General features: G+C 59.3%; 19 protein-coding genes and 4 tRNA genes. 18 read left to right on the top strand and 5 right to left on the bottom strand.

The window, feature by feature from the left end; genetic code table 11:
• The first annotated feature begins 14 nt into the window (after window positions 1-14).
• From wzzE to ACTJJ6_RS13375, 16 genes are all read left to right on the top strand, one after another.
• Complete coding sequence (wzzE, locus tag ACTJJ6_RS13450) at window positions 15-1067, top strand: ECA polysaccharide chain length modulation protein (RefSeq protein ID WP_016929509.1); 1053 nt, start codon at window positions 15-17, stop codon at window positions 1065-1067.
• Window positions 1068-1152: 85 nt separating this feature from the next.
• Entirely contained in the window at window positions 1153-2283 is a 1131-nt protein-coding gene (gene wecB, locus ACTJJ6_RS13445; protein WP_028127626.1) for a non-hydrolyzing UDP-N-acetylglucosamine 2-epimerase, read from the top strand.
• Entirely contained in the window at window positions 2280-3542 is a 1263-nt protein-coding gene (gene wecC, locus ACTJJ6_RS13440; RefSeq protein WP_016929507.1) for a UDP-N-acetyl-D-mannosamine dehydrogenase, read from the top strand. The genes wecB and wecC overlap by 4 nt, the downstream gene beginning before the upstream one ends.
• Window positions 3539-4606 carry a dTDP-glucose 4,6-dehydratase gene (gene rffG / locus ACTJJ6_RS13435; protein ID WP_049300314.1) on the top strand — a complete coding sequence of 356 codons (1068 nt, stop codon included), beginning with the start codon at window positions 3539-3541 and terminating at the stop codon, window positions 4604-4606. Before wecC ends, rffG begins: the two co-directional genes overlap by 4 nt.
• 48 nt (window positions 4607-4654) lie before the next feature.
• A complete protein-coding gene (gene rfbA / locus ACTJJ6_RS13430; protein WP_016929505.1) occupies window positions 4655-5536 on the top strand; it encodes a glucose-1-phosphate thymidylyltransferase RfbA in 882 nt (293 codons plus the stop codon).
• Complete coding sequence (rffC, locus tag ACTJJ6_RS13425) at window positions 5514-6245, top strand: dTDP-4-amino-4,6-dideoxy-D-galactose acyltransferase (protein WP_016929504.1); 732 nt, start codon at window positions 5514-5516, stop codon at window positions 6243-6245. Before rfbA ends, rffC begins: the two co-directional genes overlap by 23 nt.
• Window positions 6232-7362: a dTDP-4-amino-4,6-dideoxygalactose transaminase gene (rffA, locus tag ACTJJ6_RS13420; RefSeq protein ID WP_033634227.1), complete on the top strand. Its 1131-nt coding sequence runs from the start codon at window positions 6232-6234 to the stop codon at window positions 7360-7362. The genes rffC and rffA overlap by 14 nt, the downstream gene beginning before the upstream one ends.
• Window position 7363: 1 nt before the next feature.
• Complete coding sequence (gene wzxE / locus ACTJJ6_RS13415) at window positions 7364-8614, top strand: lipid III flippase WzxE (protein WP_016929502.1); 1251 nt, start codon at window positions 7364-7366, stop codon at window positions 8612-8614.
• Window positions 8611-9696 (top strand): TDP-N-acetylfucosamine:lipid II N-acetylfucosaminyltransferase, encoded by a 1086-nt coding sequence (locus tag ACTJJ6_RS13410; protein WP_016929501.1) that lies wholly within the window; start codon window positions 8611-8613, stop codon window positions 9694-9696. Before wzxE ends, ACTJJ6_RS13410 begins: the two co-directional genes overlap by 4 nt.
• Window positions 9693-11060 (top strand): ECA oligosaccharide polymerase, encoded by a 1368-nt coding sequence (wzyE, locus tag ACTJJ6_RS13405; RefSeq protein ID WP_016929500.1) that lies wholly within the window; start codon window positions 9693-9695, stop codon window positions 11058-11060. The genes ACTJJ6_RS13410 and wzyE overlap by 4 nt, the downstream gene beginning before the upstream one ends.
• Before the next feature lie 14 nt (window positions 11061-11074).
• A complete protein-coding gene (wecG, locus tag ACTJJ6_RS13400; RefSeq protein WP_048796346.1) occupies window positions 11075-11815 on the top strand; it encodes a lipopolysaccharide N-acetylmannosaminouronosyltransferase in 741 nt (246 codons plus the stop codon).
• A 365-nt stretch (window positions 11816-12180) separates the two neighbouring features.
• Window positions 12181-13584, top strand: a complete 1404-nt coding sequence (gene thrP, locus ACTJJ6_RS13395; protein WP_004934226.1) for a bifunctional threonine/serine APC transporter ThrP — start codon at window positions 12181-12183, stop codon at window positions 13582-13584.
• Between the two features lie 135 nt (window positions 13585-13719).
• Window positions 13720-13796 (top strand) — tRNA-Arg (locus ACTJJ6_RS13390).
• Window positions 13797-13859: 63 nt separating this feature from the next.
• Window positions 13860-13935 (top strand) — tRNA-His (locus ACTJJ6_RS13385).
• Window positions 13936-13976: 41 nt separating this feature from the next.
• A tRNA-Leu gene (locus tag ACTJJ6_RS13380) sits at window positions 13977-14063 on the top strand.
• 74 nt (window positions 14064-14137) lie between these two features.
• Window positions 14138-14214, top strand: a tRNA-Pro gene (locus ACTJJ6_RS13375).
• A gap of 719 nt (window positions 14215-14933) precedes the next feature.
• Here ACTJJ6_RS13375 and hemY read toward each other — a convergent pair.
• The 4 genes from hemY to hemC are packed head-to-tail and all read right to left on the bottom strand — an operon-like array spanning window position 14934 to window position 18959.
• Window positions 14934-16130, bottom strand: coding sequence for a protoheme IX biogenesis protein HemY (hemY, locus tag ACTJJ6_RS13370; protein WP_004934228.1), 1197 nt, complete (start codon window positions 16128-16130; stop codon window positions 14934-14936).
• A gap of 3 nt (window positions 16131-16133) precedes the next feature.
• The gene (hemX, locus tag ACTJJ6_RS13365; RefSeq protein ID WP_097102998.1) at window positions 16134-17258 is read right to left on the bottom strand and encodes a uroporphyrinogen-III C-methyltransferase; all 1125 of its coding nucleotides are present in this window, start codon (window positions 17256-17258) and stop codon (window positions 16134-16136) included.
• Between the two features lie 22 nt (window positions 17259-17280).
• Window positions 17281-18021 (bottom strand): uroporphyrinogen-III synthase, encoded by a 741-nt coding sequence (gene hemD, locus ACTJJ6_RS13360; protein WP_033639013.1) that lies wholly within the window; start codon window positions 18019-18021, stop codon window positions 17281-17283.
• Window positions 18018-18959 (bottom strand): hydroxymethylbilane synthase, encoded by a 942-nt coding sequence (gene hemC / locus ACTJJ6_RS13355; RefSeq protein ID WP_004934233.1) that lies wholly within the window; start codon window positions 18957-18959, stop codon window positions 18018-18020. Before hemC ends, hemD begins: the two co-directional genes overlap by 4 nt.
• Window positions 18960-19275: 316 nt before the next feature.
• Here hemC and ACTJJ6_RS13350 point away from each other — a divergent pair, with 316 nt between their 5' ends.
• Window positions 19276-21828 carry a class I adenylate cyclase gene (locus ACTJJ6_RS13350; protein WP_004934235.1) on the top strand — a complete coding sequence of 851 codons (2553 nt, stop codon included), beginning with the start codon at window positions 19276-19278 and terminating at the stop codon, window positions 21826-21828.
• A 36-nt stretch (window positions 21829-21864) separates the two neighbouring features.
• Here the strand turns inward: ACTJJ6_RS13350 and cyaY are convergent, their stop codons facing one another.
• On the bottom strand, window positions 21865-22185 hold the full coding sequence (gene cyaY / locus ACTJJ6_RS13345) for an iron donor protein CyaY (protein ID WP_004934237.1): 321 nt from the start codon (window positions 22183-22185) through the stop codon (window positions 21865-21867).
• Window positions 22186-22263: 78 nt separating this feature from the next.
• On the opposite strand from cyaY, the gene lptM reads away from it, so the two are divergent.
• A complete protein-coding gene (gene lptM / locus ACTJJ6_RS13340; protein WP_004934241.1) occupies window positions 22264-22470 on the top strand; it encodes an LPS translocon maturation chaperone LptM in 207 nt (68 codons plus the stop codon).
• Window positions 22471-22517 lie beyond the last annotated feature (47 nt).

The following is a 22517-nucleotide window of genomic DNA, read 5'->3' as shown; positions in this document are numbered from 1 at the left end:
GCTTTTTGGCTGTGATGAATCCAGAAACAACGTCTGACAAGCATACCCCGGCGGTGGATAACGAACTCGATATCCGCGGCCTGTGCTGCACCCTGTGGCGCGGCAAACCGTGGATTATCGGCATTGCGGTGCTGTTCGCGGCGGTCGCGTTGATCGTCTCTTATCTGGTTAAGCAAGAGTGGAGCGCGACCGCAATCACAGACAAACCCACGGTGAATGCGTTGGGCGGTTACTACTCCCAGCAGCAGTTCCTGCGTAATCTGGATGTGCGCACGCTGCCGGCGACGGCCGGCGATCAGCCGAGCATCGCGGATGAAGCGTACAATGAGTTCATCATGCAACTGGCGGCTTACGATACGCGTCGCGATTTCTGGCTGCAGAGCGATTACTACAAGCAACGTCAGGAAGGGGATGCCCGCGCCGATGCGGCGCTGCTCGACGAGCTGATCAACAACATCCTGTTCACGCCGCGCGACGACAAAAAAGTCCCGAACGACGGCGTGAAGCTGACGGCGGAAACCGCGGCGGACGCCAACCGCCTGCTGCGTCAATACGTGACCTTCGCCAGCCACCGCGCTGCCCTGCACCTGAACGAAGAGATCCAGGGGGCGTGGGCCGCTCGTACCACCTCGATGAAGGCACAGGTCAAGCGCCAGGAAGCGGTCGCGGAGTCGGTTTACAAGCGCGAGCTGAACACCACGCAGCAGGCGCTGAAAATCGCCGAGAGCCAGGGGATCAGCCGCACGCAAACCGACACCCCGGCAGAACAGTTGCCGGATTCGGATCTGTTCTTGCTGGGCCGGCCAATGCTGCAGGCGCGTCTGGAAGGCCTGCAGGCCTCCGGCCCGACCTACGATCTGGATTACGATCAGAACCGCGCAATGTTGGCGACGCTGAACGTTGGCCCGACGTTGGATGAGAAGTTCCAGACCTACCGTTATTTGCGCACGCCGGAAGAGCCGGTAAAACGCGACAGCCCGCGCCGGGTATTCTGGCTGATTCTGTGGGGCGCGATGGGCGCTTTGGTTGGCGCGGGTGTTGCCTTGGCGCGTCGGCCGCGTAGTTAAAAATAATATAATAATCTGATGCAGGGCGCGTGAGCGCCCCATTCGCAGGCTGGGCCTGCGATTAACCGACCAAAAGAGATTCGCTGTGAAAGTGTTGACTGTTTTCGGCACCAGGCCTGAAGCCATTAAAATGGCACCGCTGGTACATGCACTGGCCCAGGATGAGGCTTTTGAAGCAAGAGTCTGCGTAACGGCACAGCATCGTGAGATGTTGGATCAGGTATTGCGGTTGTTCGGGATCACGCCGGATTACGACCTGAACATCATGAAACCCGGCCAGGGGCTAACGGAAATCACCTGTCGCATCCTGGAAGGGCTGAAAGGGGTGCTGGAAGACTTTAAACCGGACGTGGTGCTGGTGCACGGCGATACCACCACCACGCTGGCGACCAGTCTGGCAGCGTTCTATCAACGCATCCCCGTCGGGCATGTCGAGGCCGGGCTGCGCACCGGCAATCTGTATTCTCCCTGGCCGGAAGAGGCCAACCGCAAACTGACCGGCCATCTGGCGATGTTCCACTTCGCGCCGACCGAGAACTCGCGCCAAAACCTGCTGCGCGAGCTGCTGCCGGACAACCGTATTTTTGTGACCGGCAATACGGTGATCGACGCGCTGTTCTGGGTGCGCGATCGCGTGATGAGCGATGCTGCGCTGCGCGCTGGCCTGGCGCAGCGTTACCCGTTCCTCGATGCCGACAAAAAACTGATTCTGGTCACCGGCCATCGCCGGGAAAGCTTTGGCGGCGGTTTTGAGCGGATTTGCAGCGCGCTGGCGGAGATCGCCCGCAGCCACCCGGAAGTGCAGGTGGTGTACCCGGTGCATCTCAATCCGAATGTCAGCGAGCCGGTGAATCGCATTTTGAAAGGCATCGACAACGTCATGCTGATCGAGCCGCAGGATTATTTACCGTTTGTCTATCTGATGACCCACGCTTACATGATCCTGACCGACTCCGGCGGCATTCAGGAAGAGGCGCCCTCGTTAGGCAAGCCGGTGCTGGTGATGCGCGACACCACCGAGCGCCCTGAGGCGGTAGATGCGGGCACGGTGCGCCTGGTCGGCACCGATGTGTCCAAAATTGTTGAAGCGGTGACCCGGCTGTTGACGGACGAAAGCGAATATCACGCGATGAGCCGGGCGCACAACCCATACGGCGACGGGCATGCCTGTCAGCGTATCCTCGAAGCTTTAAAGAATCATCAGGTGACACTATGAGTTTTGACACTATTTCGGTTATCGGCCTGGGTTATATCGGCTTGCCAACGGCGGCGGCGTTTGCTTCTCGCAAGAAAAAAGTGGTGGGTGTAGATGTTAACCAACATGCGGTAGATACCATTAACCGCGGCGCGATCCATATCGTCGAGCCGGATCTGGACAAAGTGGTCAAGGCCGCCGTCGACGGCGGTTTCCTGCAGGCGGTGACCAAGCCGCTGGCGGCCGATGCATTCCTGATCGCGGTGCCTACGCCGTTCAAGGGCGATCACGAGCCGGATCTGGCCTATGTTGAAGCGGCGGCGAAATCGCTGGCGCCGGTGCTGAAAAAAGGCGATCTGGTGATCCTCGAATCCACCTCGCCGGTGGGCGCCACCGAACAGATGGCGGAATGGTTGGCGCAGGCGCGCAGCGATCTCAGCTTCCCGCAGCAAGCGGGCGAAGCGGCGGACGTGAATATCGCCTACTGCCCGGAGCGCGTGTTGCCGGGGCAGGTGATGGTAGAGCTGATTCAAAACGACCGCGTGATCGGCGGCATGACGCCGAAGTGCTCGGAACGTGCCAGCGCGCTGTACAAGATTTTCCTCGAGGGCGAATGCGTGATCACCAACTCGCGCACTGCCGAGATGTGCAAGCTGACGGAAAACAGCTTCCGCGACGTGAATATCGCCTTTGCCAACGAATTGTCGTTGATCTGCGCCGAACAGGGGATCAACGTCTGGGAACTGATCCGCCTGGCGAACCGCCATCCGCGGGTGAATATTTTGCAGCCGGGGCCGGGCGTAGGCGGTCACTGCATCGCCGTCGATCCGTGGTTTATCGTGGCGCAAAACCCGCAGCAGGCGCGCCTGATCCACACCGCACGCCTGGTGAACGACGGAAAACCGCTGTGGGTGGTCGACCGGGTGAAAGCGGCGGTGGCCGATTGCCTGGCCGCCACCGATAAGCGCGCGTCCGAGGTGAAAATTGCCTGCTTCGGCCTGGCCTTCAAGCCGAATATCGACGATTTGCGTGAAAGCCCGGCGGTAGAAGTGGCGCACCTGATCGCCGAATGGCACGTCGGCGAAACGCTGGCGGTGGAGCCGAACGTCGAACAGTTGCCGAAGTCGCTGGCGGGCCATGTGACGTTGATGCCAATCGCTGAGGCGTTGCAGCAGGCCGATGTGATCGTGATGTTGGTCGATCACCAACAGTTCAAGGCCATCCGGCCGGAAGAGATCAAGCAAAGCTGGGTGGTGGATACCAAGGGAGTCTGGCGTTGAAGCGTATCTTGGTGACCGGTGGCGCCGGTTTCATTGGCTCCGCAGTTGTGCGGCACATCATCGAGGCCACCGGCGACAGCGTGGTGGTAGTGGATAAGCTGACCTATGCCGGTAACCTCGAGTCGCTGGCGGTGGTGGCCGAGAGCGAGCGCTATGCTTTCGAGCAGGTCGACATCTGCGATCGTGCTGAGCTGGATCGGGTATTTGCCCGGTATCAGCCGGACGTGGTGATGCACCTGGCGGCGGAAAGCCACGTCGATCGCTCTATCGATGGCCCGGCGGCCTTTATCGAGACCAACGTGGTTGGCACTTACACGATGCTGGAAGCGGCGCGCCATTACTGGCAGCCGTTGGCGGCGGAGAAGAAGCAGTCTTTCCGTTTCCATCATATCTCCACCGACGAAGTGTACGGCGACCTGCACGGCACCGACGATCTGTTCACCGAAACCACGCCATATGCACCGAGCAGTCCGTATTCCGCCTCCAAGGCGTCGAGCGATCATCTGGTGCGTGCCTGGTTGCGCACCTACGGTTTGCCGACCCTCGTGACCAACTGTTCGAACAACTACGGCCCTTATCACTTCCCGGAAAAGTTGATTCCGTTGGTGATCCTGAATGCGGTAGCCGGCAAACCGCTGCCGGTATACGGCAACGGCGCGCAGGTGCGCGACTGGCTGTATGTCGAGGATCACGCGCGCGCGCTCTATCAGGTCGTGACCGAAGGCGTGGTAGGCGAAACCTACAATATCGGCGGCCATAACGAGCGCAAGAATATCGAAGTGGTGCAGACCATTTGCGATCTGCTGGAAGAACTGGCGCCGAACAAGCCGCAGGGCGTGGCGCACTACCGCGATCTGATCACTTACGTGAAGGATCGCCCGGGCCACGATATGCGTTACGCCATCGACGCCGGCAAAATCGATCGCGAGTTGGGTTGGCGGCCACAGGAAACGTTCGAAAGCGGCCTTCGCAAAACCGTGGTTTGGTACCTGAACAACGAAACCTGGTGGCGCCGGGTGCAAGACGGTTCTTATGCCGGCGAGCGTTTGGGGTTGTCAGATTAATCTAACGCCGCGCCGCTTTGCGGCGGCGCGGCGGGTTTTGGAGTACGTATGAAAGGTATTATTCTGGCTGGCGGTTCCGGTACGCGTCTGCATCCGATTACTCGTGGTGTGTCCAAGCAACTGCTGCCGATCTACGACAAACCGATGATCTATTACCCGTTGTCGGTGCTGATGCTGGCGGGAATCAAAGACATTCTGATTATCTCCACGCCGGAAGATCTGCCTTCATTCAAGAGGCTTTTGGGCAGCGGCGAAGCATTCGGCATTAATCTCAGCTATGCCGAACAGCCAAGTCCCGATGGCCTGGCTCAGGCCTTTTTGATCGGCGAAGAATTTTTGGCCGGTGAGCCGAGCTGCCTGGTATTGGGTGACAATATTTACTTTGGTCAGGGGTTCAGTCCCAAACTGAAAAGCGTTGCAGCGCGCACCACCGGCGCGACCGTGTTTGGCTATCAGGTGATGGATCCCGAGCGCTTTGGCGTGGTGGAGTTTGACGACCACTTCCGTGCGCTGTCGATCGAAGAAAAACCGGTTAAACCGAAGTCTAACTGGGCGGTGACCGGCCTGTACTTCTACGATAGCCAGGTGGTGGAGTTTGCCAAACAGGTGAAGCCTTCTGAGCGCGGCGAGCTGGAAATCACCAGCATTAACCAGATGTATCTGGAACGCGGAGAGCTGGCCGTCGAGCTGTTGGGGCGCGGTTTTGCCTGGCTGGACACCGGCACTCACGACAGTCTGCTGGAAGCCAGCAGCTTCGTGCAGACGGTCGAGAAACGCCAAGGCTTTAAAATCGCCTGTCTCGAGGAGATCGCCTGGCGCAATGGCTGGCTGGATGATGAGGGCGTGAAACGCGCGGCTCAGACGCTGGCCAAAACCGGTTACGGCAAATACTTACTGGATTTATTGCATGCGCGTCCACGCCAGTATTGAACCGCTGAATTGGGAGAGCGACTTCTTCCACTTGAAAAGCGCCAAGTTACATTTCGATAGCTCGGCAGCGCCCGTGGCCGAGGCTGATTTGGATGCTTATACGTTGGTGCAGGCCAAAATCCCCGCTTGCCGCCTGGAGTGGGCCGATGCGCTGTCGGCGCTGGGATTCCGGCTGGTCGAAGGGGAAGTGGACCTGGCAGTGAACGTTGCGTCTGAAAGCACGACGGCCGATGTCGCTTCGGCGGCTGCGGTGCGTCTGGCCGTTCCCGAGGATATCCCGTCATTGCGGGCTGCCGCCGGTGAGGTGTTCGCCGCCAGCCGGTTTCGTGCACCGTGGTACGATCGCGCCGATAGTGGGCGATTCTATGCGGCCTGGATCGAAAAAGCGGTGCTGGGCACCTTTGATCATCAATGTTTGCTGGTACTGAACAACCAGGGGCAACCCGAAGGCTTTGTCAGCCTGCGTGACATTGGCGGCCAGGAAACGCGCATCGGCCTGTTGGCGGCTTTCCCCGGTGCATTCGGCCGGGGCGTGGGCGCCAGGCTGATGACGGCGGCGATCGCCGAATGTCGACGGCAAGGGATGCAGCGCCTGCGGGTCGCGACCCAGGTAGGCAATATCGCCGCATTACGACTCTATCAACGACAGGGTGCCGTGATTGAAAGCACCGCGTATTGGTTATACAGAGGTAGACATGATTCCATTTAACGCTCCACCGGTTGTTGGCACTGAACTGGAATATATGCAGGCTGCCATGGGCAGCGGCAAGTTGTGCGGCGACGGCGGTTTCACCCGTCGCTGCCAGCAGTGGATGGAACAGCGTTTCGGCAGCGCGAAAGTGTTGTTGACGCCTTCCTGCACCGCGTCGTTGGAAATGGCCGCCATCCTGCTGGATATCCAGCCGGGTGACGAAGTGATCATGCCGAGCTTTACCTTCGTTTCAACCGCCAACGCCTTTGTGCTGCGCGGCGCCAAAGTGGTGTTCGTCGACCTGCGTCCGGACACCATGAATATCGACGAAACCAAAATCGAAGCGGCGATCACCGATAAAACCCGCGCGATCGTACCGGTGCACTACGCCGGCGTCGCCTGCGAGATGGATACCATCATGGCGCTGGCGAAGAAATATAACCTGTTCGTAGTGGAAGACGCCGCGCAGGGCGTGATGTCGACCTACAAAGGCAAGGCATTGGGCACCATCGGCCATATCGGCTGCTTCAGCTTCCATGAAACCAAAAACTACACCGCCGGCGGCGAAGGCGGCGCGACGCTGGTGAACGATCCGGCTCTGATCGATCGGGCGGAAGTCATCCGCGAGAAGGGCACCAACCGCAGTCAGTTCTTCCGTGGCCAGGTGGACAAATATACCTGGCGCGATATCGGTTCCAGCTATCTGATGTCTGACCTGCAGGCCGCCTACCTGTGGGGCCAGCTGGAAGTGGCGGAACGCATCAACCAGCGCCGTTTGGCTCTGTGGCAGAAGTACTACGACAGCTTCCTGCCGTTGGCGCAGTCAGGGCGCATCGAGTTGCCGATCGTGCCGGCGGACTGTGAGCACAATGCGCACATGTTCTATATCAAGCTGCGTGATATCGAAGAGCGCACGGCCTTTATCGACTACCTGAAGGAAGCCGAAATCATGGCGGTGTTCCACTATATCCCGCTGCACGCGTGCCCGGCCGGCGAACAGTTCGGCCGCTTTGCCGGCGAAGATCGTTACACCACGCAGGAAAGCGCGCGTCTGGTGCGCTTGCCGCTGTTCTACAATATGTCTGATGTCAATCAGCGTACGGTAATCAATACCATCCTGAGCTTCTTTGCCTGATATGTCGTTGGCAAAAGCATCGATATGGACTGCCGGCTCCACGCTGATCAAAATCGGCGTGGGGCTGTTGGTGGTGAAACTGCTGGCGGTAGCGTTTGGCCCCAGCGGGGTGGGGCAGGCGGGTAACTTCCGCCAGTTGATTACCGTGCTGGGCGTGCTGTCCGGCGCGGGCATTTTTAACGGCATCACCAAATACGTGGCGGAGTACCACCAGGATCCACAGCGTCTGCGTCTGGCGGTGGGCACCGCGTCGAGCATCGTGCTGGTTTTTTCGACCTTGCTGGCGCTGGTGTTTTTGTTCGCCGCCGAACCGATCAGCATTGGGCTGTTCGGGCATGCCGATTACGTCGGCGTGGTGCGTGCCGTCGCTTTCATTCAGATGGGCATCGCCTACGCCAACCTGTTCATGGCGGTGCTGAAAGGCTATCGCGACGCGATGGGCAATGCGCTGGCGGTGATCGGTGGCAGCCTGATTGGCGTGGTGGCTTATTACCTGTGCTTCAAGCTGGGGGGCTATGAAGGCGCGCTGGCGGGGCTGGCGCTGGTGCCGGCGTTGGTGGTGTTGCCTGCCGGGCTGATGCTGTGGCGGCGCAAAACGTTGCCGCTGCGCTATCTGGCGCCGCGTTGGGACAAACTCGTGGCCGGCAACCTCGGCAAATTCACCCTCATGGCGTTGATCACCTCGGTGACGCTGCCGGTGGCTTATGTGATGATGCGTAACCTGCTGGCCGCGCATTACGGTTGGGATGAGGTGGGGATTTGGCAGGGCGTCAGCAGCATTTCCGATGCCTATCTGCAGTTCATCACCGCCTCGTTTACCGTCTATCTGCTGCCGACGCTGTCGCGGCTGACGGACAAGGGCGCCATCTCGCGGGAGATCGTGCGCTCGTTGAAATTCGTGCTGCCGGCGGTAGCGGCGGCGAGCTTTACGGTGTGGCTGCTGCGTGATTTCGCCATCTGGCTGTTGTTCTCGGACAAATTCGTCGCCATGCGCGATCTGTTTGCCTGGCAGCTGGTGGGCGACGTGCTGAAAGTCGGGGCCTATGTGTTCGGCTATTTGGTGATCGCCAAAGCGTCGCTGCGCTTTTATATCCTGACGGAAGTCAGCCAGTTTCTGCTGCTGACGCTGTTCTCGCACTGGCTGATCCCGCTGCATGGCGCGCTGGGGGCGGCTCAGGCCTATATGGCAACCTACATCGTGTATTTCGCGCTCTGTAGCTGCGTGTTTCTTATTTATCGTAGACGAGTATGACCACACTGATTCACGTTCTGGGATCCGATATCCCGCATCATAACCAGACGGTGCTGCGCTTCTTCAATGACGTGCTGGCGCCGCGTCTGCCGGCTGAGCAGACGCGGCATTTTATGGTGGCGGCCAAGGATGTGGCGGCACTGGGAGATTTCCCCGCCCTGAACATTGAGCCCTACGCGGATAAGAAAAGCCTGGCGGCGGCGGTCATCGCGCGCGCCCAAGCCGATCGCGATACGCGTTTCTTCCTGCACGGCCAGTTCAACCCGGGGCTGTGGCTGGCGCTGCTGAGCGGCAAGATCAAGGCGCGTCAGGTCAGTTGGCATATTTGGGGCGCCGATCTGTATGAAGACGCCGCCAGCTGGAAATTCCGGCTGTTCTATCTGCTGCGCCGCATTGCGCAGGGGCGGGTAGGGAATGTGTTTGCTACCCGCGGCGACGTGATTCACTACCAGCAGCGCCATGCGCGGGTGCCGGCCTCGCTGCTGTACTTCCCGACCCGCATGGATCCGGCGCTGACCGACGTTCACGTCGAGAAGAACCTGGCCGGGCCGATGACGATTCTGGTGGGCAACTCCGGCGATCGCAGCAATCGGCATATCGAAGCGCTGCAGGCGATTCATCAGCAGTTCGGCGCCGACGTGCGCGTGATCCTGCCGATGGGTTATCCGGCCAACAACGATGCTTACATCGAGCAGGTGCGCGCCGCCGGATTGCCGCTGTTCGGCGAGAAAAACCTGCAACTGCTCACGCAGCAGGTGGCGTTTGAGGACTACCTCAATATTCTGCGCGCCTGCGATCTCGGCTATTTCATTTTCAATCGCCAGCAGGGGATTGGCACCCTGTGCCTGCTGATTCAGTTCGGCGTGCCTTTCGTGCTCAGCCGGCAGAACCCGTTCTGGCAGGATTTGGCGGAACAGCACCTGCCGGTGCTGTTCTACGGCGACTCGCTCGATGAGGCGGTGGTGCGCGAAGCGCAGCGTCAACTGGCGGCGGTGGATAAACAGGCAATCGCCTTCTTCAATCCGAACTATGTTGACGGCTGGCAGCAAGCCCTGGCGTTGGCAGCGGGAGAGCATTCATGACGTTGGCGCAATTCGGCGGCCTGTTTGTCGTCTATCTGGTCAGCCTGACGTTTATCCTGACGCTGACCTACCAGGAGTTTCGGCGCGTGCGCTTTAACTTCAACGTCTTCTTCTCGCTGCTGTATTTGCTGACGTTCTATTTCGGCTTCCCGTTAACCTGCCTGCTGGTGTTTCAGTTTGACGTCGAGGTGGTGCCGGTGGAGTTTCTGCTGTACGCCCTGCTGTCGGCGACGGCGTTTTACGCCATCTATTACGTCACTTACAAGACCCGGCTGCGCAAGCGCCGCACTCAGCCGCGCGCGGCGCTGTTTACCATGAACCGGGTAGAGACTCATATGACCTGGGTGCTGCTGGCGCTGGTGGCGATCGGTACCGTGGGCATCTTCTTCATGCAGAACGGCTTCCTGCTGTTCAAGCTCAATTCCTACAGCCAGATCTTCTCCAGCGACGTGTCCGGCGTGGCGCTCAAGCGGTTCTTCTACTTCTTCATTCCGGCGATGCTGGTGGTCTATTTCCTGCGGCAGGATCTGCGCGCCTGGTTCTTGTTCCTGGTGGCGACGGTGGCGTTCGGCATTCTGACCTACGTGATCGTCGGCGGCACCCGTGCCAACATTATCATCGCTTTCGCGCTGTTCCTGTTTATCGGTATCGTGCGCGGCTGGATCACGCTCTGGATGCTGGCGGCGGCGGGCATATTCGGCGTGGTCGGCATGTTCTGGCTGGCGTTGAAGCGCTATAGCCTGGACGTCAGCGGCGCGGAAGCGTTTTATACCTTCCTCTATCTGACCCGCGATACCTTCTCTCCGTGGGAAAACCTGGCGCTGTTGCTGCAAAATTACGACAAGATCGATTTCCAGGGCCTGGCGCCGATCTTGCGTGATTTCTACGTCTTTATCCCAACCTGGCTATGGCCGGGCCGGCCGGACGTGGTGCTGAACTCCGCCAACTATTTCACCTGGGAAGTGCTGAACAACCACTCCGGGCTGGCGATTTCGCCGACGCTGATCGGTTCGCTGGTGGTGATGGGCGGCGCGCTGTTTATCCCGATCGGCGCGATTCTGGTGGGCATGATCATCAAGTGGTTCGACTGGCTGTATGAGCTGGGCAAAACCGAGCCGAACCGCTATAAGGCGGCTATCCTGCAAGGATTCTGCTTCGGCGCGGTGTTCAACATGATCGTGTTGGCGCGCGAAGGGGTGGACTCATTCGTGTCGCGCGTGGTGTTCTTCTGCATTATTTTCGGCGCCTGTCTGGTGCTGGCGAAGTTGCTGTATTGGCTGTTCGATACCGCCGGGCTGATCAAGGCCAGAGTGACGCGTGCCCGCGCGCTGGCGTCTCCGCCTCGGGCCAACGGTCTTTTGTAAGGGTAATGAGAACGATGGAAACAAAGATTTCGGTGCCGCAGTATGAGCTGCGCGGTTTCAGCCTGTGGGGCTTTCGCGATATGGCGCATTGCATGGACTTTCTGTTCGACGGCGGCCGGGTCAAACAGGGCACGCTGGTGGCGATGAACGCGGAAAAGATCCTGAAGGCGGAAGAGGACCAGGCGCTGCATGCGTTGCTGGATGAAGCGGAGTACAAGTACGCCGACGGCATCAGCATGGTGCGCTCAATCCGCCGCAAATACCCGGCGGCGGATGTGTCGCGCGTCGCGGGCGCCGATCTGTGGGAAGCCTTGATGCAGCGCGCAGGCCGCGAAGGCACGCCGGTCTTCCTGGTCGGCGGCAAGCCGGAAGTCTTGGCGGAAACCGAGCAAAAGCTGCGCAGCCAGTGGAATGTCAACCTGGTGGGCAGCCAGGACGGCTATTTCAAACCGGATCAACGAGAGGCGCTGTTCGAGCGTATTCGCGCCAGCGGCGCCGCTATCGTGACGGTGGCGATGGGATCGCCGAAGCAGGAGCTCCTGATGCGCGACTGCCGCAAGGTGTATCCGCAGGCGCTGTATATGGGCGTGGGCGGCACCTACGACGTCTTTACCGGGCATGTGAAGCGTGCGCCCAAGGTGTGGCAGAACCTCGGTCTGGAATGGCTCTACCGCCTGCTCAGCCAACCCAGCCGCATCGGCCGACAGTTGAAGCTGTTGAAGTTTGTCGGCTACTACTACAGCGGCAAGATGTAACCCCTCATCCGGGGTGGAAAGTGCTGTTCCGCTCCGGACTGCTGTACCAATAATCTGCTTTTGCGCGTTTCTCCCGCATATCTATAACCCTCGGCCCTAAACGCCGCCGCATTTATTCCATAAAGTTTTAAATTGCGGTTTGCTTATAGCGGCGAAATGCGAAACGATACCGCCCGGAAATTATCCCTGGCCGCTGAAGCCTGATGCGACAGCGCTGAACGATGTTCTTCTCACGGTAACTTCGCTCCGACTACCCGTTGATGCCAACTCGAACGGCAGGGGATGATTTATTCTTTTAATAATGACAATAACGACCGGCAGCGGCCGGCAGACAAACACAACCCGAGAAAAACTATTGAGGATTTATGGCACACAAAGAGAAACCGCAAGGGCTACACCGAGGCCTTGAGGCCCGGCACATCGAGCTTATCGCTCTCGGGGGCACCATCGGTGTCGGCCTGTTTATGGGATCGGCCAGTACGCTGAAATGGGCGGGGCCGTCGGTACTGCTGGCTTACATCATCGCCGGGCTGTTCGTATTCTTCATTATGCGTTCGATGGGGGAGATGCTATTCCTTGAGCCGGTCGCCGGGTCGTTCGCCGTTTACGCGCACAAGTACATGAATCCCTATTTCGGCTACCTGACCGCCTGGGGCTACTGGTTTATGTGGATCGCCGTCGGCATTTCGGAGATCACCGCCATCGGGGTGTATGTGCAGTTCTGGTTCCCGGAAATACCGCAGTGGGTTCCCGCGCTGATTGCCGTGGCGATGGTGGCGCTGGCCAACCTGGCGGCGGTGCGTCTGTACGGTGAGCTGGAGTTCTGGTTCGCCATGATTAAGGTCACCACCATCATCGTGATGATTCTGGTGGGGCTGGGGGTGATCTTCTTCGGTTTCGGCAACGGCGGTGAACCTATCGGTTTCGCCAATCTGACGGCGCACGGCGGCTTCTTTGCCGGCGGCTGGAAGGGCTTCCTGTTTGCGCTGTGCATCGTGGTGGCGTCCTATCAGGGGGTTGAGCTGGTGGGCATCACCGCCGGGGAAGCCAAAAACCCGCAAGTGACGTTGAAACGCGCGATCAACAATATCCTGTGGCGCATCCTGATCTTCTATGTCGGCGCGATCTTCGTCATCGTGACCATCTTCCCGTGGAACGGCATCGGCACCACCGGCAGCCCGTTCGTGCTGACCTTCGCCAAGATCGGCATCGTCGCCGCCGCCGGCATCATCAACTTCGTGGTGCTGACCGCCGCGCTTTCCGGCTGCAACAGCGGCATGTACAGCGGCGGCCGCATGCTGTACGCCCTGGCCAAGAATCGCCAACTGCCGGCGGCGCTGACCAAGCTTTCCGCCAGCGGCGTGCCGGTCAACTGTATCGCCGTCACCATTGGCTGCCTGTTGGTGGGCTCCGCGCTGAACTACATTATCCCTAATCCGGAGCAGGTGTTCGTCTATGTCTACAGCGCCAGCGTGTTGCCGGGCATGGTGCCGTGGTTCGTGGTGCTGATAAGCCAGCTCTATTTCCGCCGCGCGCACAAGGAAGCGATCAAAAACCACAGCTTTAAGTCGATCATGTTCCCGTATGTGAACTATCTGACCATCGCTTTTCTGGTTTGCGTGCTGGTCGGCATGGGAATCAACCCGGATACGCGAATTTCCCTGCTGGTCGGGGCGATTTTCTTAGCGGGCGTCAGCCTGTGCTACTTCGCTTTCGGCATGCATAAGAAACATCATCCGGCTGAAAATCGGGTAGAAACACGGCAATAAACGGTGAAAAGGGGCTACGGAGTGCGCTTTCCTGCGCAGGAGTGAGCAAAGCGTAATCAAACGCAACATTTCTGCGAAAAAGCACTAGACAGGATTGGCGTAAATCCGTAGTATCCCCTCCCGCAACGGCGCTACGCGCCCGTAGCTCAGCTGGATAGAGCGCTGCCCTCCGGAGGCAGAGGTCTCAGGTTCGAATCCTGTCGGGCGCGCCATTAAGTTTGTGCGCAGGAGCTGCGGTGGTAATATTACCGCGTGAGTAAGAAGAAGTAGTAATGGTGGCTATAGCTCAGTTGGTAGAGCCCTGGATTGTGATTCCAGTTGTCGTGGGTTCGAGTCCCATTAGCCACCCCACTTCCTGATGAAGTGAAGATTTAGCAGTATTTTGTGACAGTGCGAAGGTGGCGGAATTGGTAGACGCGCTAGCTTCAGGTGTTAGTGTTCTTACGGACGTGAGGGTTCAAGTCCCTCTCTTCGCACCACGCAAAATGTCTGATAAATATAAGATTTATATGGACAGCGGTCTGATAAATCGGGTAGTATGAGCAACACAAATCGGCGAGTAGCGCAGCTTGGTAGCGCAACTGGTTTGGGACCAGTGGGTCGGAGGTTCGAATCCTCTCTCGCCGACCACATTCGAAAAACCTGCTTTTAAAGCAGGTTTTTTTTCGTCTGTCGTTTATGAGGATGAGTACCTCCGCAGGAGGAGCCTCGCGAAGCGAGACGAGAAGGCAGGCCCGCGCAGCAATGTGCGGGCTTTTTGCATCCATGAGGGCTGGCATCTTGTGCCTGCCTGTGAGCGTGTTGGTTTTCAGCGACATGACCATCCAGCGCTGTCGTCAGGTTGAGACAAATAATTTATTGATTTTAAAAGATAAAACCGGATTTGGCTTAAGCCGTCGTTTTGAAGCGACATTCTTATAACGGCCGCTGGCATGGAATGCCAGGGAGAGGTATCAGGCAGGGAGGGTGGGGAGGAAGTATAAATTATTTATATTTCAATGCATTGAATTAAATTTCCTATTGGAGATGGGCTCAATCTAAAAGTTGGCACGTCAAATGCAATATCTATAGCGTAGATGCTCATTCCACCTCTTATGTTCGCCTTAGGCTTCATAAACCCTGGGAATGACGCAGAGCCGATTTAGGGTGCCTATCGCCCACGAGAACGATGACTAACCCGTCATCACGCTCAGGGCAAAACGTTGAGTGAGGCACCGCCCCTGTTGTCCTAGACCTGATTGCTTCTTTATACACTTGCCATACGGCAAGTGTTTTTTTTTGCGCCACAGAAAACCCTGGGCAAAAAAAGCGCGGCATCGGAGCCGCGCTTTTCTCACTTGGGCAGGGCGTTATTCGCCGCCGTTCTGTTTCAGCGTCAACATCAGTCCCTCACGTCGCATCTGCGCCGCTTCATCCGAACGATGCAGTTTTTCCAGCGTATCGGCCAACCAGGCGTAGTCGTAAGCATCCGGGCGCTGTTTCAGCGCTTCGCGGAAGGCGTCGGCCGCTTGCTGCCACTCGCCGTGCTTCATCAGCAGTTGCCCCAGCGTGCTGTTTAACAGCGGCGTCGCGCCGTGTTGTTTCATCTGCTGACGCAGCGCTTTCTCAAGCTGCTCGGGGTTGCCGGACTTCAGCCGCGGCAGCAATAGCACCAGACGCTCGTCGTATTGGCGCTTCAGGCTGTCGAGCACAATCTCCTGCGCCAGTTCGTGGTCGTTGCATTCGATCAGGTGTTCAACCATCGCGATTTGCAGCGGCACCTCGTGACGCGTCTTGCGGCTCTGATCTTTCCACCAGCGCTTCAGTCCTTCGCTGCCTTCGTCCGCCATCGCCTGATTCATCAGCCCGATATAAGCCTGTTGCTGCAATGCCTGCAACTGCTCTTCACTGTGGAGTTCGATTTTACGCATCGACGGCAGCACTTCCAGCAGCGACGCGTAGGCGCCGGTGCGCAGATAGGCTTGTTCCGCCAGGCGCAGCACTTCCGGATGGCGCGGCGCCTGGTTCAGCAGGCGATCGACGCCGTGGCGCGCGGCGTGGTTCTCGCCCTGCGCCAGCTGGATACGAACCCGGGTGATATCCACCGGCAGCTGATCGGTGTCGGCGGCTTCAGCGGCGCGCTCCAGATATTGGTTGGTGCGGAAGTCATCGCCGCGTTGTTGTGCGGCCTCGGCGGCCAGCAGGTAGTTCACCACCGGCTGTTCGGCGTGGTCGGCGTTGCGCGTCATCAGCTTTTCAACCTGCTTGTAGTCGCCTTCCGCCAGTTTGATCAGCGCGGCTTTGGTTTGCTGGCGCGCGCGGGTGCGCTTGCGGCCGATAAACCAACCGCGCGTGCGGGCGCCGGTACGGAAGATGCGGCGCAGGATCCACTCGATCGCCAGCAGCACCACGAACAGCAGCACCAACATGATCACCAGGCCGGTGACGCTGGTTTCAATATTGTAGTTATCGGTCTGGATCAGCACATAGCCCTGATGCCCGGCCAACATCGGCCCGAGCACCACGCTGGCGATCACCACCAGGAACAGAAATAGCACGCGTAACATGGCTTAACCCTCCTGATGAGCGGCAGGGGACTGGGTCATCAGGTTGCGCACCCGGGTCTGCATCACTTTTTCGAGCAGCGGCTGGCTTTTCAGCTGATCCGGCACGTCCATCGAGATCGACTGTTGGCTCAGGCTGTCCAGCTCTTCAAGGAAGGCCTTGGTCGCCGGGTCGGTGGTGTCGAAATAGGCGCGCACCCAGGTGGAGACGGTTTCCAGCGATTGCTTGTAGGTCTCGTTCTGGTGACGCGGAATGGCCTGTGCGGCCACCAGCAGGCGCGAACGGATGTTTTCGCGCAGGTAGATGTCCTGGTTCGGCGCCAGCAGCGGTTCGGCGCTGGTGTCGCGGCGGCGGATGGTGATGAAGTCGGCCATGAAATTGCGCCAGCTTTTGGCCAGGTTCTGCCGCCATTCGCCGATCGAGCCGGAGAGCTCGCTGCTGTTTTGATCCATCGGCGCTTCGTCGGTGTCGTTGTCCGCCAGGCGCAGGTTATCCACCTGATTGGACAGCTGATTGACCTTGAGGATGATGCCGTCGTAATCGACCTGGGTCAGCGTGGAAAGCGTGCTGATGTCTTCGGTAATGGCGCGGCGCACATCGAGCAGGCTCGGATCGTTCATATCCGCCAGGCTGGCGTCGGCGCTTTTCAGCAGCGCGGCGGCGCTGGTCACGTCCTGATCGCTCCACAGCTTGCGGCCGGCCATTTTCACCAGGAAATCGGCCTGCGCCAGCAGCCAGGTTTTGGCGTCGCTGCCGGAGATGGTCGCCACTTTTTCCTGCAGCTCGCTCAGTTGGCGCGCCAGGTTCGCCTGCTCGCGATCGGCGGCGTCCAGGGTTTTACCCTGTTGCTGCAGCAGGCCTTCCAGCGCATTTCTTTCCTGCTGTTGGCTCTGCTTCACGCCTTCAAGCTGCTGTTGCAGCGCCTGATTGGCGGCGATCAGCTGTTGCGCCTGCTTGTGCGTGTGGTAATAGCCGCCCGCGCCGAGGGCGATGACCAGCACGATAGCGATCGCGCCGAGCACCGGGCCGGTGTTCTTGCCTTTGCGGCTGGCAGCGGCTGGCTGCTGGGAGCTCTCAACCGCGGTGGTTGGCTCTTCAACCGGGGCGGCTGGGGTATTTTGTTCCGTCATAGTGGCACATCCCATAGTCAGATTATTGTAGCGCGCGGATCAGCGCGTCATTATCGGCGTTGTCAGCTACCCGAATCGTACGCCAGCCCAAATCCCGGGCGAGGGTAGCCAGGCGTTCGCTCACTACTACCAGGCGGCAACGCAGCAGCCATGAAGAACGATAGTAATCAGGAACTAAAGTATAGAGCTGTTGTAACATTTCACCGCTGGTCACCACCAGCGTATCCACACCGGCGCGCTGCCAGTGGGCGCTTTGCTCGCTGCCGTCATAGTGCACCGGGCTGCGTTGATAGCATTCATAATAGCTGACGTCGGCGCCGCGCTCGCTCAGCGTCGACCCCAACAGTTCGCGGCCGCCGTTGCCGCGCAAAATCAACGCGCGTTTGCCCGCCAGCTTTTGCAGCGCCGGCAGCAGCAGCAGCGTTTCGCTGATCTCGCGTTCGCGCGGGTATTCCACCGGCAAACTGCTGATGCGGTGCAGCGCCAGCCCGGTGGTGCGGCCGATGGCGTAATAAGTCAGGTGCGCGGGCCAGCTCAGCCCGGCGCGGCCAATGACCGAATCGGCATAGTTCACCGAATGCTGCGACAGCACGAACACCAGATCGCCGGCGTTCAACTGTTGCAACGCCTGCGGCAGCTGCGGCAGATCGCCGCCGGGGGCGAAATCGATCAGCGGCGCATGATAGGCAACCCGGCCGAGTGCGCGCAGCCGGCTCACTAACTGCTCTCCCGAAGGCGATGGGCGGGTTACCAGGATCGTCATGCCGGCGGATTTCCCTGATAAACTTCGCGCAGGATCTCGCGCGCGCCGCGCGCCAGCAGCTCTTCCGCCAGCTCAACGCCCATCCGTTCGGCTTCGGCGGCCGGGCCGCGGCGTTCGCCGCGCACCATCTGGCTGCCGTCCGGCGCGCCGACCAGGGCGCGCAGCCACAGGCTGTCGCCATCCAGTTCGGCATAGCTGCCGATCGGCACCTGGCAGCCGCCTTCCAGGCGGGTGTTCATCGCCCGCTCGGCGCGCACGCGGGTTTCGGTGGCCGCATGGTTCAGCGGCGCCAGCAGCGCGCGGGTGACGCTGTCGTCGAGACGGCATTCAATGCCGACCGCACCCTGGCCGACCGCCGGCAGGCACTCTTCGGCGCTCAGCGGGCTGCGGATGCGTTGCTCCAGCCCCAGGCGCTTCAGGCCGGCCACCGCCAGAATAATTGCGTCGTAGTCGCCGTTGTCCAGCTTGGCCAAGCGAGTGCCGACGTTGCCGCGCAGGTCGCGCACGATCAGATCCGGGCGGCGTTCGCGCAGCTGGCACTGGCGGCGCAGGCTGGAGGTGCCGACCACGCTGCCCTGCGGCAGCTGATCGAGCGAGGCGAAACGATTGGAAACAAAAGCGTCGCGCGGATCTTCACGTTCGCAAATGGTGGTCAAACCGAGCCCGGCAGGGAAATCGACCGGCACGTCTTTCATCGAGTGCACGGCGATGTCGGCGCGGCCTTCCAGCAGCGCCAGCTCGAGTTCTTTAACAAACAGGCCCTTACCGCCGACTTTCGCCAGCGGCGTATCCAGAATAACGTCGCCGCGCGTCACCATCGGCACCAACTCGACCTGCAGGCCGGGATGGCAGGCCATCAGACGTTGCTGCACATAATGTGCTTGCCAAAGTGCAAGCGGGCTTTGTCGGGTGGCAATTCGAATAATTTTGTCTAACATGCTTGTTACCGTTTTTATATTTCGCCATCCATCCTACCACTGAGAGCCAATACTGTCAGTGCAAGAAGCCGGAGGCGGAAAAAGGACAACGGAATCAAAGGGACGTGTGATGTGCTTTGGGGCAGTTAACACTGCGGGTAAATCGTTTAGGGAAGCGCTACAATAATTGTGAAGCGTTACCTCCTTTACGGTCAATCAGCAAGGTGTTAAATTGATCACGTTTCCAGCAATAAGTCGCCAAATATTCTTCTTACACTAACGGCGCTTATGGAATACGGGTTTTTTTCTAAACACCGGGATAATCAGGCGAGACGTCTTGTACCTCTACATCGAGACATTGAAGCAGAGACTGGATGCGATCAATCAGCTACGCGTCGATCGCGCCCTGGCGGCTATGAAGCCCGCGTTTCAACGGGTATACAGTCTGCTGCCCACCTTACTGCACCACCACCACCCGCTGATGCCGGGTTACCTGAACGGTAACGTTCCCCACGGCATTTGCCTCTACACGCCTGATGAAACTCAACAAGAATACCTGAACGATTTAGAAGACAAATGGGGCAGCCCGTTTGACAAACCGGCCAGCGGCGAGCTGCCGATCACCGGCGTCTACTCGATGGGCAGCACCTCGTCTATCGGCCAAAGCTGCAGCTCGGATCTCGACATCTGGGTCTGCCACCAGTCCTGGCTGGACAACGAAGAACGCACCCGCCTGCAGCAAAAATGCAGCCTGCTTGAGAAGTGGGCCGCCTCGATGGGGGTGGAAGTCAGCTTCTTCCTGATCGATGAAAACCGTTTCCGCCATAATGAAAGCGGCAGCCTGGGCGGCGAAGATTGCGGCTCGACGCAGCACATCCTGTTGCTCGACGAATTCTATCGCACCGCGGTGCGCCTGGCCGGCAAACGCATCCTGTGGAACATGGTGCCGGGCGAAGAAGAAGCGCACTACGATGAATACGTGCTGTCGCTGTACGCGCAGGGCGCGCTGACGCCGAACGAGTGGCTGGATCTCGGCGGCCTGAGTTCGCTGTCGGCGGAAGAGTACTTTGGCGCCAGCCTGTGGCAACTGTATAAGAGCATCGATTCGCCTTACAAGGCGGTGCTGAAGACCCTGCTGCTGGAAGCCTATTCCTGGGAATACCCCAATACCCAACTGCTGGCGACGGACATCAAACACCGGCTGCATCAGGGCGAGATCGTCAGCTTCGGGCTCGACGCCTACTGCATGATGCTTGAGCGCGTGACCCGCTACCTGACCGACATCAACGACACCACCCGCCTCGATCTGGCCCGCCGCTGTTTTTACCTGAAAGTATGTGAAAAGCTGTCGCTGGCCAAGGCCTGCGTCGGCTGGCGGCGCGAGATCCTCAGCCAGCTGGTCAGCGAGTGGGGCTGGAGCGAAGAGCGTCTGGCGATGCTGGACAACCGCGCCAACTGGAAAATCGAGCGGGTGCGCGAAGCGCATAACGAACTGCTCGACGCGATGATGCAGAGCTACCGCAACCTGATCCGTTTCGCTCGCCGCAACAACCTCAGCGTCAGCGCCAGCCCGCAGGATATCGGCGTGCTGACCCGCAAACTGTATGCGGCGTTCGAAGCGCTGCCCGGCAAGGTGACGCTGGTGAACCCGCAGATTTCACCGGACCTGTCGGAAAACGATTTAACCTTTATTCACGTGCCGGTTGGCCGCGCCAACCGCACCGGCTGGTACCTGTACAATCAGGCGCCGGCCATGGATTCTATCGTCAGCCATCAGCCGCTGGAATATAACCGCTACCTGAACAAGCTGGTGGCCTGGGCCTATTTCAACGGCCTGCTGACGCCGCAGACCCGCCTGCACATCAAGAGCGGCAACCTGTGCGACACCGCCAAGCTGCAGGAGCTGGTGGCCGACGTTTCCCATCACTTCCCGCTGCGCCTGCCGGCGCCGACGCCGAAAGCGCTGTACAGCCCGTGCGAGATTCGCCATCTGGCGATCATCGTCAATCTGGAAAACGATCCGACCGCCGCCTTCCGCAATCAGGTGGTGCACTTCGATTTCCGCAAGCTGGACGTGTTCAGCTTCGGCCAGCAGCAGCAGTGTCTGGTGGGCAGCATCGATCTGCTGTACCGCAACTCCTGGAACGAGGTGCGCACCCTGCATTTCAGCGGTGAGCAGTCGGTGCTGGAAGCGCTGAAAACCATTCTCGGCAAAATGCATCAGGACGCCGCGCCGCCGGAGTCGGTGGAAGTGTTCTGCTACAGCCAGCACCTGCGCGGCCTGATCCGCACCCGTATCCAGCAGCTGGTGTCGGAGTGCATCGAGCTGCGCCTGTCCAGTACCCGTTTGGAACCCGGCCGCTTCAAGGCGGTGCGCGTCGCCGGGCAGACCTGGGGGCTGTTCTTCGAGCGCTTGAGCGTATCGGTGCAAAAGCTGGAGAATGCGGTGGAGTTTTACGGCGCCATCTCCAACAACAAGCTGCACGGCCTGTCTATCAAGGTGGAAACCGATCAGGTGCATCTGCCGCCGGTGGTGGATGGCTTCGCCAGCGAGGGGATCATCCAGTTCTTCTTCGAAGACACCTCAGACGACAAGGGCTTCAACATCTATATTCTGGATGAGTCGAATCGGGTTGAGGTGTATCACCACTGCGAGGGCAGTAAAGAGGAGCTGGTGCGCGACGTCAGCCGCTTCTACTCCTCGTCGCACGATCGCTTCACTTACGGCTCCAGCTTCATCAACTTCAATCTGCCGCAGTTCTATCAGATTGTGCAGCTCGACGGGCGCACGCAGGTGATCCCGTTCCGCAGCAACGTGCTGTCCAGCCTGTGCGTGACGGTGGCCGACGGCGCCGCTCAGCCGCTGAAGCAGCAGTTCCAGCTGCATTGACGCCGCAAGGGCTCGGTTGCCGAGCCCTGCTTAGCTTCAGGAAAAATGCAGTTCCTCGCCGGCCTGCGCGCTGGCCGCTTCGCTGAGCAGCTGATAAAACGGCTGCCCGCTGCGATCGCATAGCCAAACGCCGTCGCGGTAGTTGAAGTGGTAACCGCCGGCCTTGGTGGCGAGCCATACCTGGTGCAGCGGCTCCTGGCGGTTGATGACGATTTTGGTGCCGTTTTCGAAGCTCAGCGTCATCACGCCGCCATTGGTTTCGTAATCGATGTCCGCATCGCCGTCAAAATCGTCCAGTGTCTCTTCAATATTCAGCATCAGCTGGTCGGCCAACTGGTGAAACTCGCTGTCGTTCATATTCAATTCCTATTGCTTTTCATGATCCACCTGCGATTATAGAGACCTTGGACGCATGAATTACAGGCATTAATGCAAATGAAAAAACAACTACGCTATGCGCTGATGGCAGTTCTGGTTACCGGCCTCGCCGGCTGTGGTCTGAAAGGCCCGCTTTACTTCCCGCCTGCCGATCCCGCCAGCCAGAAACCGGCCAAGCCGCCGGTGCAAACGGGCGATCAGGTGCAAAAGAACCAGCAGGAGCAGTCTGGCTCTCAGCAAAAACCGTCGATGGTTGACCAGTAACACCCTGTTTGCGGTGGCGAGCGCCGCCGTAAAATCAAGACGGATAG

The organism is Serratia sp. 22278, from assembly GCF_052045405.1.
GTDB classification, from domain to species: Bacteria; Pseudomonadota; Gammaproteobacteria; order Enterobacterales; family Enterobacteriaceae; genus Serratia; species Serratia marcescens.
Note: the sequence above shows the minus strand (reverse complement) of the source record. Positions and strands in the feature narration are given on the sequence as shown.

Coding starts and splice junctions, on each gene's coding strand:
- wzzE (WP_016929509.1), top strand. CDS start 15: ATGAATCCAGAAACAACGTCTGACAAGCATACCCCGGCGGTGGATAAC.
- wecC (WP_016929507.1), top strand. CDS start 2,280: ATGAGTTTTGACACTATTTCGGTTATCGGCCTGGGTTATATCGGCTTG.
- rfbA (WP_016929505.1), top strand. CDS start 4,655: ATGAAAGGTATTATTCTGGCTGGCGGTTCCGGTACGCGTCTGCATCCG.
- rffC (WP_016929504.1), top strand. CDS start 5,514: ATGCGCGTCCACGCCAGTATTGAACCGCTGAATTGGGAGAGCGACTTC.
- rffA (WP_033634227.1), top strand. CDS start 6,232: ATGATTCCATTTAACGCTCCACCGGTTGTTGGCACTGAACTGGAATAT.
- wzxE (WP_016929502.1), top strand. CDS start 7,364: ATGTCGTTGGCAAAAGCATCGATATGGACTGCCGGCTCCACGCTGATC.
- ACTJJ6_RS13410 (WP_016929501.1), top strand. CDS start 8,611: ATGACCACACTGATTCACGTTCTGGGATCCGATATCCCGCATCATAAC.
- wzyE (WP_016929500.1), top strand. CDS start 9,693: ATGACGTTGGCGCAATTCGGCGGCCTGTTTGTCGTCTATCTGGTCAGC.
- wecG (WP_048796346.1), top strand. CDS start 11,075: ATGGAAACAAAGATTTCGGTGCCGCAGTATGAGCTGCGCGGTTTCAGC.
- thrP (WP_004934226.1), top strand. CDS start 12,181: ATGGCACACAAAGAGAAACCGCAAGGGCTACACCGAGGCCTTGAGGCC.
- hemY (WP_004934228.1), bottom strand. CDS start 16,130: ATGTTACGCGTGCTATTTCTGTTCCTGGTGGTGATCGCCAGCGTGGTG.
- hemX (WP_097102998.1), bottom strand. CDS start 17,258: ATGACGGAACAAAATACCCCAGCCGCCCCGGTTGAAGAGCCAACCACC.
- hemD (WP_033639013.1), bottom strand. CDS start 18,021: ATGACGATCCTGGTAACCCGCCCATCGCCTTCGGGAGAGCAGTTAGTG.
- hemC (WP_004934233.1), bottom strand. CDS start 18,959: ATGTTAGACAAAATTATTCGAATTGCCACCCGACAAAGCCCGCTTGCA.
- cyaY (WP_004934237.1), bottom strand. CDS start 22,185: ATGAACGACAGCGAGTTTCACCAGTTGGCCGACCAGCTGATGCTGAAT.
- lptM (WP_004934241.1), top strand. CDS start 22,264: ATGAAAAAACAACTACGCTATGCGCTGATGGCAGTTCTGGTTACCGGC.